This window comes from Winogradskyella sp. 4-2091, from assembly GCF_045765065.1.
Classification (GTDB): domain Bacteria; phylum Bacteroidota; class Bacteroidia; order Flavobacteriales; family Flavobacteriaceae; genus Winogradskyella.
The window spans coordinates 1-12986 of sequence record NZ_JBJKOD010000020.1 but is presented as its reverse complement, the minus strand read 5'-3'; the positions used below and the strand labels follow the sequence as shown (position 1 = coordinate 12986).

6 protein-coding genes are annotated in these 12986 nt (G+C 34.3%); all 6 read left to right on the top strand.

What is annotated here, in order from left to right; all coding sequences use genetic code 11:
- Window positions 1–264 precede the first annotated feature (264 nt).
- Window positions 265–3318 carry a choice-of-anchor J domain-containing protein gene (locus ACJBCC_RS16380; protein ID WP_407557807.1) on the top strand — a complete coding sequence of 1018 codons (3054 nt, stop codon included), beginning with the start codon at window positions 265–267 and terminating at the stop codon, window positions 3316–3318.
- Window positions 3319–3436: 118 nt separating this feature from the next.
- The gene (locus tag ACJBCC_RS16375; RefSeq protein WP_407557806.1) at window positions 3437–7444 is read left to right on the top strand and encodes a choice-of-anchor L domain-containing protein; all 4008 of its coding nucleotides are present in this window, start codon (window positions 3437–3439) and stop codon (window positions 7442–7444) included.
- A 26-nt stretch (window positions 7445–7470) separates the two neighbouring features.
- The gene (locus tag ACJBCC_RS16370; protein WP_299098746.1) at window positions 7471–8376 is read left to right on the top strand and encodes a type IX secretion system membrane protein PorP/SprF; all 906 of its coding nucleotides are present in this window, start codon (window positions 7471–7473) and stop codon (window positions 8374–8376) included.
- A 19-nt stretch (window positions 8377–8395) separates the two neighbouring features.
- A complete protein-coding gene (locus ACJBCC_RS16365; RefSeq protein WP_407557805.1) occupies window positions 8396–10312 on the top strand; it encodes an OmpA family protein in 1917 nt (638 codons plus the stop codon).
- Window positions 10313–10400: 88 nt separating this feature from the next.
- Window positions 10401–10634 carry an SAP domain-containing protein gene (locus ACJBCC_RS16360; RefSeq protein ID WP_299098750.1) on the top strand — a complete coding sequence of 78 codons (234 nt, stop codon included), beginning with the start codon at window positions 10401–10403 and terminating at the stop codon, window positions 10632–10634.
- A 298-nt stretch (window positions 10635–10932) separates the two neighbouring features.
- Window positions 10933–12986 (top strand): choice-of-anchor L domain-containing protein (locus ACJBCC_RS16355; RefSeq protein ID WP_407557804.1); only part of this gene is annotated, 2054 nt, incomplete at its 3' end.

Below are 12986 nucleotides of genomic sequence, written 5' to 3'. Positions count from 1 at the left end.
TTAAAAAAAATCATTGAATTCAGGTTGTATTTGTGGTAATACTCTAAATATTATAAATATTCAGGGTTAATAAATAACGCCCTGACTAATAGTATTTTATTGTTTATGTTATTAGGTGATTACCTTTTGATAACCTTAAAAAACGTGTAATATAAAACATATTTATCAACTTTAGCTTCTCAAGTTTTAAAGGTTTAGGCTTTTTAGCTGAAGTTCCTTTATCTTTTTAACAAAAAAAACACTAATTAATTAATTCTAACCTTTATGAAAAAAATTACGTTACTATTTGTTGTAATGATTGCTTTTTGTTGGCAATCTAATGCACAATTTACAGAAAGCTTTGAAACAGAAATTCCCGCAAGTTGGACCGTTTTAGATGAAGCAAGTACCAATACATGGGTTTGGGATGATACACCAGAAAGCGATGGTGCACAAGATGGTTCTGCTATTGCCAGAATTTCTGCTGGTACTGACAGTGCTAACGATGATTATTTAATTACACCTCAAATCACTGTTAATTCAGGTGTAAATGATAGATTGTCGTTTTATGTACGCTCAAGAAGTGGTTCTTTTTTAGAATCTTATGAGGTATTGTTATCTACTACGACAGCTGCAGCATCTGAATTTACAGTGGTTTTACAAGCAGAAAGCCTTGCGCCTGAATTATGGACCAATGTTATTTTTGATTTAACAGCATATGTAGGTCAGTCAATATATGTGGCAGTAAGAGCTAAATCATACGATGAATGGGAGTTACATGTTGATAATTTTGTTAACGATACATTTCCTGCTTGTAGAGAGCCTTTAGCATTTAATGCTTTGAGTATTGGTAGTACAACCGTTAATTTAGAATGGACTGAAGATGGTTCAGCTACGTCTTGGAATATAGAGGTTGTTGATATAACGGCTGGAGAATCGTCAACAGGAGTTGCAACAATTACTGGAGTTACTAATTCTTATATGGTAACTAGTTTAATGGCTAATAATGAATATGAATTTTATGTACAAGCAGATTGTGGTACTGATGGACCATCTTTTTGGGTAGGTCCTCTTACTCTTACTACTGCTTGTGATACTTTTACTGCGCCTTTTTCTGAAGGTTTTGATAATGCTGATGCCATTCCAGATTGTTGGTCAATGAGTGGTGGTGAAGATTGGCAATTTAATACGTCTGGTCCAAGTCATGTTGGTGATGGTGGCACATTAACAGGGAATACATTTTCTGATGGTTATTATGCTGCATGTGATGCTTCTAGTGATCATGGTCCAAGGTACTTAGTGAGTCCTTTAGTAGATATAAGTACACTTGCATCGCCAGAATTACGATTCTATGAAATTAGTGATGCAGAGGATTCTGACAATGCGCAATTAGATGTGGAAGTTTGGGATGGTGCTGCATGGAATCTTATGGCCACCTATAACAGTAATACTTTAGGTTGGGAATTAAAATCAATTGATCTAAGTGGTTTATCATTTACTGGACCAGCACAAGCTAGATTTACGTTTTCAGAACCTAATGGAGGTAATGATGATGATATCGCTATTGATGATGTTACTTTCGATGAGCCTATATCTTGTGTAGCTCCATCGTTTTTAATGGTTTCTAATATTACAACGACTACTGCAGATTTAGCTTGGACTGAGAATGGTACAGCTGCTTCTTGGAATATTGAAGTAGTTGATGTTACTGCTGGTGAAACTGTAACTGGTGTGGCTACAGATTCAGTTGTTACAAATCCATTTGGGTTATCAAGTTTGCAGTCTAATACTACTTATCAGATATTTGTTCAGGCAGATTGTGGTGTTTCTGATGGTACTTCTTTCTGGATTGGACCAATTGAGTTTACTACAGAGTGTAATGCATTTACTGCACCATATACTGAAGGTTTTGATAATGGAGGTGATATTCCAGATTGCTGGAGAATGTCTAGTGATTCAGGAGAAGAAGAATGGTTTTTTCAAACATCAGGATTGGGACACGTTGGAAATGATGGTGTCATAACAGGAAGTACAGCTAGTAACGGTTATTATGCAGCTTGTGATGCGTCAGGTAATCATGGTCCTAGGTATTTAGTTAGTCCATTTGTTGATGTAAGTACACTTGCAGCACCGGTTCTAAGTTTTTACGAAATAAGTGATTCTGAAGATTCTCTAAATGCACAATTAGATGTTGAGGTTTGGGATGGAAGTTCTTGGAATCTCATGGCTACTTATAACACAAATACAGTTGGTTGGGAATTAAAAATTATTGATATAGCTGGTTTAACATTTACAGGTCCAGCACAAGCTAGATTTACGTTTTCTGAAGTTTTAGATCCAGGTGATTTTGATGATGATTTAGCAATTGATGATGTTTCTTTTGAAGAAGCGCCATCCTGTATACCGCCTTCAACGCTTGCAGCATCAAATATTACAACGACTACAGCAGATTTAAGTTGGGCTAGTGGTACAGCAACATCATGGAATATTGAGGTTGTAGATGTTACTGCAGGAGAAACCGTAACTGGTGTTGCTACAGCTACAGGAATTTCCAATCCTTATAACCTAACAGGTTTAGTTGCTGATAATAATTACGAGTATTACGTTCAAACAGATTGTGGTGTAGATGGTAATTCTTCATGGGTTGGTCCTTATGCTTTTGCGACAGCAATTATTCCGCCTTCTTGTGGTGGTAATTTTACTGATTCAGGTGGAGCTAGTAATGATTATTCTAGTTCAGAGTTTACAACAACTACAATTATGCCAGATACTGCAGGTGAGGCAGTGACTATTACATTTACTTTTGTCGATTTAGAAGCAGATGATTTTGATATTGGAGATCAAGGAGGATGTTATGATTACTTAACTATATATAACGGTCCCGATAATACATATCCTGTTTTAGCGCAGACATTATGTGGTCAAGAAAGTGGAAACGGAACTTTACCTTCTGTAGCATCTAGTGTGCTTAGTGTAGGTGATTCTTTTACGTCTACAGATGTCTCTGGTGCATTAACTATTGAGTTTAGTTCTGATGGTGGTATTGAATATGGTGGATGGGTAGCTGATGTAACTTGTGCTACTTTAGGAATTGACGATATAGATAATCAAAGCACATTCACTTACTATCCTAATCCAGTTAAAAATACGCTAACATTAAATGCTATAAATACTATTGATACTGTAAACGTGTACAATATGTTAGGGCAACAAGTATTAGAAAAGATGCCTAATGCAGTTAATAGCGAGTTAGATTTATCAGGTTTACAAACAGGTACCTATTTTGTAAAAGTTTCTATTGCTGGTGTTGTTAAGACTATTAGAGTAATAAAAGATTAAATATTGCTGAAATCAATAACGGAAAGCCACTGATTTTTTGGGTGGCTTTCTTATTAATAATTACACCTTAAAGAAGGTGTTAATTATATTATTTCTGTTGAATTAATAAAAAAATGAAATGAAAAATTTAATCCTAACATTTAGCTTAATTATTGTGTGTATGCTATGTAGCACAAAAGCTTTAAGTCAAACAATCAATCCTCCAGTAGGTGTAACTTGTCCCTCTAATAATTCTTCTTTTGTATTTGAAGCAGAATTTGATGATTACAATGGTTGGACAGGTGATTTAACAAATACAAACAACGGAGGACAATGGGAAGTGCCAGGTAATGCAAATAGTTCAGGTACAGGACCAGATTCTGCGTATAGTGGTGCTAATTATATGAATTATGAAGCTTCGGGTAATGCACAACTTTTATCCGCTTCAGCAATTAGTCCTGTTATTGATCTTACAACTGCAACAGATGAGGCAGAACTTTCTTTTTATATGCATGCCTATGGTGAAGGTATGGGAACTTTAGAAGTTGGAATTTCTAATTCAATTTCTGGGCCATTTACTAATCTATTTACATGGAGTGGTCAGCTACAAACTTCAGGTGGCGAACCATGGGTGCCAGTAGGTGTTAATTTAGATTCATATTTAGGGCAATCCATATATTTAGAGTTTAAACAAACTAGAACAGATAATTTTAGAGGGGATATGTCAATTGATTTAGTGCGTGTGGAAACGTGTGGTTCAATCTGTGCTTCTCCTACAGTATCTGTTGATGGCGTAGACTCTGATGATATAAGTGCATCAGTAGATTTTTCTTGGATTGCTAATGACAGTGAAACGTCATGGGAATATGCAATACAAATTGAAGGTACTGGTACACCAACATCAGGTACAACATCATTAGTGCAAAATGTTACAGAAAACGGATTGTTATTTGGTACAGATTATGAAGTCTATGTTAGGGCAAATTGTACCAATGGAAATAGTATTTGGGCAGGTCCTTTACTTTTTACGACACCAATAAAAACAGATTTTATTATAGATTGTTCAGCTGGTCCTATAACAGAAACAATGTGTTATGGAGATAATGGTGTTGTTAATCCAGAAATTTTCACATTTACCAGTATTGATGGTTCAGCATTAACATTGAATTTTTATTCAGGATTTATTGATGAAGGTTGGGATCCACTTGTTGTTATAGATACTGATGGAACTTTTATTGTGCCTTATGATGATTATTTTTTCGGTAATGAAGGTAATCTTTCAGGTCTTTCATACACATCTACAGGAGATACCATATCATTTTATATTGCGTCAGATGATTTTGTGCCAAGTAGTTGTGCAAATGGAGATGCTCCTATGAATGGTGGAATTACTTATACAGTTGCTTGTGCAACATGTACCAATTCAGAAGCGACATACACTATTGTTGATGATTGTGATAACGGTAGTCAATTTCTAATAGATGTTAACGTTACGTCTTTAGGTAGTGCTACATCACTTACTATATCTAATAATGTCGATACCAATACAGCTACTATTAATGCTATTGGTACCTATCAAATTGGTCCTTTCCCTTTCTTCACAGATATTATATATACATTAACTAATAATCAAGATGCTAATTGTGTTTTTAATAGTTTGCCAATATTAGTTAGGAGTTGTATTCCTGATAATGATGATTGTGATTCGGCAACAATAGTAACTGTTAATACAGATGACTCATGCACAGAGCTGGCTTATGGTACAATTTTATCGGCAAGCCCTTCTAATGTGGCAGCGGTTTCTTGTGATGGTGATGCAGATGATGATGTGTGGTTTCAGTTTGTTGCTATTAATGATACGCAAATAATTGAGTTTTTAAATATTGTTGAAAATGATGTGGCGTCAGGTCTCAATCATGCTGTTTATGAAGGTTCTTGTGGTGCTCTAAATGAGCTATATTGTATGGATGGTGGTCCTAGTGTAACACCACAATTAGTCATTGGTGATACTTATTATATAAGAGTATTTTCAGAAGGTTCTGAGGATGAGGATGTAAGTTTTGATTTATGCATTAGACCTGGATTTAATAGTATTGAAGTAAGTGATAGTGCTTACACTATAGAAGAATTGGTGCAAGATGTATTATTCGCTAGTGATTGTGCTAACGTATCAAATATTACCTTTACAACAGGTACAAGCTTTGACCCTTTTAACCCTAACGGAATAGGTTATTTTTCAATAGATGGTGATCAGTTTCCTTTTAGCGAAGGGTTATTGCTAAGTACTGGGCATGCGGAAGATGCGGCAGGCCCCAATGATGATACAATAAATTCATCAGGTAGCCAATGGGTTGGTGATACTGATTTAGATACTATTTTAGGAGTCGATTCTAGAAACGCTACGATTATAGAGTTTGATTTTGTGCCATATTCTCAAAATATAAGTTTTGATTTTTTAATGGCATCGGAAGAATACAATGGTGGTAGTTATGAGTGTACGTATTCAGATGCTTTTGCTTTTTTCTTAACGGATTCTAATGATAACACAACTAATCTGGCCGTTATTCCAAATACTACAACACCAATTTTAGTAACAACGGTTCATCCTAGTAATGATGATTGTCCTGCTATTAACGAAGCATATTTTGGGGAATATACACCTGACAATTTACCACCAATGGATTATAATGGTAGAACGGTAGTTTTTACAGCTCAATCCGCAGTTAATATTGGAGAAACTTATCATATAAAACTTGTGGTTGCTGATGATTCAGACTCACAATTTGATACTGGGATCTTTATTGAAGCAGGTAGTTTTGAAATTGGAGAATTAACTCTAGGAGATGATTTTACAATAGACGCAGGTACCGCAAGTTGTTTAAATGAGCCTGTAGTTTTAGATACACAAGCTCCAAATTTAGAGCATGTTTGGTATAGAGATGGATTACTTATTTCTGAAGAGTCAAGTTCTATTTTAACGGTTAGTGAGCCAGGTGTTTATACAGCTCAAGTAATATTTTCTAATCAATGTATTATAAGTGACGAAATTACTGTAGAGTTTTTAGAAACTCCTATTGCAAATCCGGCGAATGATTTATTAGAGTGTTCCGCAACAAACCAAGCATTCTTTGATCTTACAGAAAATAACCCTTATATTTTAGGTAATCAAATTGCTTCAGAATATACGATTACATACCATTTAAATGAGCAAGATGCTATAGCTAATTCTAGTCCATTACCTACTGTTTATGAAAATGTTTCAGACCCTCAAATTATTTATGCAAGAATAGAAAGTAATACTTCTGGTTGTTTTGCTACTACGTCATTTTTTATAATACTTACTAATCCTAGTCATATAGCAGAAAGTGTAGATTTGTTTGGATGTGATAATGATGGTGATGGCGTTGCGAGTTTTGATTTAGAAGCACATAATGTTGATATCCTAAATGGTCAAGATGAAACGCAGTTTTTAGTTTCTTATTACCTCTCAGAGGCGGATGCTATTGCTGCAATAGGAGCTTTGCCTGATTTATATGATAGTTCTGGCGAAACTTTATATGTTAGGATGGAGTCTGTTGATTTTACAGATTGTTTTGTTACTAATAGTTTTAATTTGATAATAGGTGTAGATCCTATTACAAGTTTTTCTTTAGATATTGAATATGAAATTTGTCCTAATGCATCTTCACCATTTATTATTGATGCAATTCCAGAAAATTATGCTGCATCTGAAGTGACAGTTTATTGGTATCGTGATGGCGGTATTATTTTAGATGAGAACACTTTAAGTCTTCCCGTGTTGGAGGGAGGTTTGTATGAGGTTGAGGTTGTTTTTAATGATACAGGATGTTTTGGTTTGAGTGAAGTGACAGTTACTGAGTCAGGTATTTGTGTATTCCCACAAGGCATATCACCAGGTGTTTCACCAGGACAGAATGATAATTTCGATTTAAGAAGTTTCAATGTTACAAAACTGGAAATATTCAATAGAAACGGAACATTAGTATATTCTAAAGACAATTACACTAATGAATGGTATGGCCAAACAGATGATGGAGATGAGCTTCCTGTAGGAACTTATTTCTATACTGTTATTTACGAAGGAGGCGCTAAGTCAAAAAGTTCTTGGGTATATATTAACAGATAATCAACTAACAGAATCAACTTAATATAATGAAAAAACTCTCTATTATAGCGGTTTTGCTTTTAGCATTTCAAATGCATGGGCAACAAGACCCTCAGTACACGCAGTACATGTATAATATGAATATCATTAATCCTGCTTATGCAGGATCAAAAGAAAATCTTTCTTTTGGATTATTATACAGAAACCAATGGTCTAAAATTGATGGCGGACCAGAAACTGGAACGTTCTTTGGGCATGCACCAATAGGTAATAACCTCGGACTTGGTTTATCTGTTATTGCAGATCAAATAGGACCAGTAAAAGAAACGAATACTTATGTAGATTTATCATATACATTAGAATTAGGTGGTGAACACAGACTGGCATTTGGTATTAAAGCTGGTGCAACATTTCACGATATTGGTTTAGCAGGTATTGATGTTATTGATTCAACTGACCCTTTCCTAAATCAAGATATTAACGAAACAACCCCTAATATTGGTGCTGGTTTCTTTTATTATACAGACAAATACTATGTGTCTTTATCTGTACCTAATCTATTATCTTCAGTACACTTAGATGATAGTGGTCTTAAAATTGGCTCTGAAACACAACACTATTTCTTAACTGGTGGTTATGTGTTTGATTTATCTGAGAATACAGAACTTAAACCTTCTGTAATGATTAAATCTGCCTTTGATGCACCAACATCTTTTGATGTTAACGTTAATGCTAGATTTTATAAAAAGTTTGAAATAGGAGCTTCTTACAGATTAGATGATTCCTTTTCTGCATTGGTGAATTTTGCATTAACACCATCTTTAAGAGTGGGTTATGCTCATGACTTTATTTCTTCGGATATTAAAGCCTATGCACCTGCATCTCATGAGGTCTTCTTATTGTTCGACCTTAATTTCCCGAAACGTGTTTCTCGTTCACCAAGATACTTTTAATCAGTTAAGCTAAACAATTATGAAAAACTTTAAAACATTATTATTGATTACGTTGATCAGTAGCTTTTGCTTAACTGCTCAAAATAGCAACACTAAAAAAGCAGATAAGCATTTTGCAAGATTTGAATTCGTAAAAGCGGCTGAAAGCTATTATAAATTAGTTGAAGACGGTAAAGCTGATGCTTACGTTTACGGTCAGCTTGCAGAGAGTTATTATAACATCTTTGATACAGAATCTGCGGAGCGTTACTACGCTAAAGCATTAGAAACTTCAGAAAAACCAGAGATGGTTTATAAGTATGCTCAAATGCTTAAAGCAAATGGCAAATACGCTGAATCTAATACACAAATGGACAAATTTGCGACAATGCGTCCTGCAGATGATAGAGCTATGGCATATAGAAAAAATCCAGATTACCTTCCTAAGATTTTAGAACAAGGTAAAAAGTTTAATGTTCAGAATGCTGACTTTAACTCTACTCAATCTGATTTTGGTGGAACACTTCAAGGTGATAAATTATACATTACTTCGGGACGTAATGATAGTCGTAAAACCTATGGTTGGAATGATCAGCCGTTTTTAGATATCTATACGATTACTAAAAATACAGATGATACTTACCAAGAAGCTGTTTTAGCCAATAACAAAGTAAATACAAGATTTCACGAAGGTTTAGTGTCATTTTCTCCAGATGGCAACACTATGTATTTCTCTAGAGAAAGTTATTTTGAAAAAACTTATGAAAAAGATTCTTTAAGCAATACACGTTATAGCCAATTGTATTTATTTAAAGCCACTAAACTTGGTGATGATTGGGATACTATAGAAAGTTTATCAGTTAACAGTCAAAACTATTCTGTTAAAAACCCAGCGGTTAGTGCAGATGGTAAAACAATATATTTCGCATCAAACAAACCAGGTGGTTATGGAGACTTTGATATCTACAAAGCTGAAATCAATAACGATGGTACTTTAGGTGAGGCTGTAAATTTAGGTCAGAAAATAAATACGGAAGGACAAGAAATGTTTCCATACGTAAGCAGTACAAATACACTTTATTTTTCTTCTAACGGTCACTTAGGATTAGGTGGTTTAGATGTGTTTTACACTAAAGAGATTGATGGTAAGGTTGCTCCAATTAGAAATGTTGGTATTCCTATTAATAGTAATGCAGATGACTTTGCGTTTATCATTGATGAAGAAACTGGTGAAGGGTTTGTCTCTTCTAACAGAGAAGGGGGTAAAGGAAGTGATGATATCTATACGTTCAAAAAATTACAACCTTTATGTGATGTGATGATTACAGCTACTGTTTTAGATGATAAAACAAGAGAACCAATTAGTGGTGCTGCTGTTTCATTATACGATGATGAAGGTAATAAAGTAGTTTCTAAAACAACGAATGACCAAGGTATTGCTGAATTTATTGTGGAGTGTGAAAAAGACACGGAACTAGAAGTGGTAATGGAAGATTTTGAAAGTAAAAAAGTACAAGTAAAAGGAACTACAGATGAAGAGAATAATGTACAAATTTCATTAGACCCTATCGAGAAAATTATTGAACCAGAACAAGTTGTTCTCGCTCCTATTTTCTTTGAATTTGATAAATCTAACATCACTGCGCAAGGCGCATTTGAATTGGATAAATTAGTACAAGTAATGAAAAAATATCCTGAAATGGTTATACAAGCAACGTCTCATACAGATAGTAGAGGGCCAGAATCTTATAATGCCAACCTTTCTAATAGAAGAGCAAAAACTACAGTACAGTATGTGATTTCTCAAGGGATTGAAGAAGCGCGTATCTCAGGTATGGGTAAAGGTGAATCTGAACCTAAAGTAGATTGCTCTAATGGTTGTACAAAAGAACAACATGCTGAAAATAGACGTTCGGAATTCTTAATTGTAACGGATGCAGTACAGCAACAATATTAATGAGAGTGAGAAGTAAAAAATGTTAGTAACGCTTAGGATATAGTTCTTAAAGCATATGCGTTTGTTTAAATTATAAAATTAAGTAATTATGTTTTATCAAACAGAGCAACCTGATAATAAGGTTTTAAAAACAAACCTTAATTACAGCTGTTGCTTAAAATTTGAATTAATAGAGTTTTGCAAAGAAAATGGATTGTCAACGCAAGGCAGTAAAGATTGTTTAAAACAGAGAATAAAAAGTTTTTTAGATAAAAAAATGAAAGACGATACAAAGCTGACTTCACTTAAAAATAAGCGTCGTACAATTAAGAAAATTATCTAAATTAAAGAACTTAAAAATAGATAAGGTATCAGGTCTATATGTTTTAGATCTGTATACCTTTTTTAGGTTTTTTGTTAATATTTAATAGGATTTGTAGAATTTGAAGTTAAAATACTGTAGTTAATGTTAAACTAATATTCAGTATGTCGGCTTTTTTTGTAGTTAAACTTTATTAACATTCTTGTCAATTGAAAAATTAGTCTTGATTCATGTATTTTGGTTAAATTCCCAACTTAACACTTTACAGAGTGTTTTATAGGTTCTAAAAAGAAACAATTATTTTTTTAAAATTCAATTCATGGTAAAAAAAATACTATATCTCATAATAATTTTATCTTCTTTTTTTGGTTATGCCCAAGATATTTCGATGCAAAATGGAACTGTAAGCAAGTGTGCTCCTGATAGGTTTTTCGATTCTGGGGGAGAATTTGGTAATTATTCAAATGATGAGGATTATACTATTACAATTTGCCCTCAGAATGACGATGAATTTATTATTGTAAATTTTTTAGAGTTCAGTACACAACTTAATCAAGATATTTTATCTATTTATGATGGAGATGATATAACCGCTGACTTAATCGGCTCATATTCTGGAGTTGTCTCTCCTGGTAGCGTGTCTGCATCAGATACAAATGTGTCAGGGTGTTTAACATTTGTATTTACCAGTAATGGTTCAGGTAATATTACAGGGTGGATTGCAGAAATATTCTGTGCTGCACCTTGTCAAGATATTATGGCTTCTATAGATAGTACAACTCCAGCACCAAATGGCTCTGGAGTTATTGGGATTTTGCCAGGCGAAACAGTTAATTTTTCTGGTAGTGCCATTTTTTCTTTAGATGGTACAGGTGCAACTTACACATGGGATTTTGGAGATGCAAATACAGCAACAGGTGAAAATGTTTCTAATCTTTTTATGTCACCAGGAACTTACACAGTGACACTTACTGTTTCTGATACTAATCCGCAAGGTTGTAGCGATACAGCTTCAATGTTAGTTTTTGTTTTGGGACCAAATGTTGTTGTGGATCAAGATACTTTTACAACAGAAGAATTAGTAGAGGATATTTTAATTGATAGCCCTTGTGCTGCTGTATCAAATATTATATCATCAACAGGAACAACTTATAGCAACACAGAGCCTAATGGTATTGGGTATTTTTATAGTAATGGCTTAGATTTTCCGTTTGAAGATGGAATTTTACTTACAAGTGGAGATGCTAGTCAAGCAGGAGGACCAAATACCTTTTTAGGAGATGGATCTGGAGCATGGCCAGGTGATGCTGATTTAGATACTGCAGTTGGTATTAACTCAAATAACGCATCATTTATTCAGTTTGATTTTATACCTACTGCCAATAGCATTAGTTTTGATTTTCTAATGGCTTCTGAAGAATATGATATGGGAAGTTTTGAGTGCACTTTTTCTGATGCCTTTGCTTTTTTATTGACCGATTCATCAGGAAATACAACAAACTTAGCCGTGCTTCCAAATTCTACAACGCCAATATTAGTAACTAATATTCATCCAGATAATGGAGCCTCGTGTGGAGGAATAAACGATCAGTATTTTGGTGCTTATACACCAAATAATGGACCTCCAATTTCGTTTGATGGAAGGACTATAGTCTTTACAGCTCAATCAGCTGTTGTTCCTGGAGAAAGTTATACTATTAAATTAGTGATTGGCGATGATAGAGATAACAATTATGATTCAGGCGTGTTCATTAAGGCAGGTAGTTTTAATTTAGGTGGTAATTTAGGTGATGATATTACTATTGCTGCTAATACCGCGGAATGTTATGGTTCAGAAATTGTATTGGATTCTGGTTTAGATGCAGCAGTGCATGTTTGGTATAAAGATGATGTTGTAATTGATGGTGAAACTACTTCAATTATTACGGTTACTGAACCTGGTGTTTATTATGCTGATTTTGATTTTTCAGGTGTTTGTACTGGTTCTGCGGATCCAATTTTAATAGAATTTAGAGAAAATCCAACGGCTAATCCAGGTTCAAATTTAGTAGTTTGTAGTGCAACTGGTACAGACGAATTTTATTTAACGGATAATGATGATGATATTATAGGAGATCAAGATCCAACAGAGTTTATGGTGTCTTATTTTTTAACAGAACAAGACGCTATTGATAATGTTGGCGCATTAACAAGTCCTTATACAAATACATCTAACCCACAGACTATTTGGGCAAGACTATCGGATAATTCGGCAACTTGTGTAGACTTTACATCCTTTACGTTATCAGCTGCTTTTCAACCCACAATCAATCCAGTTTCAGACTTAGAGTTATGTGATGATTCGAGTAATAATGGCTTTGAAGAATTTGATTT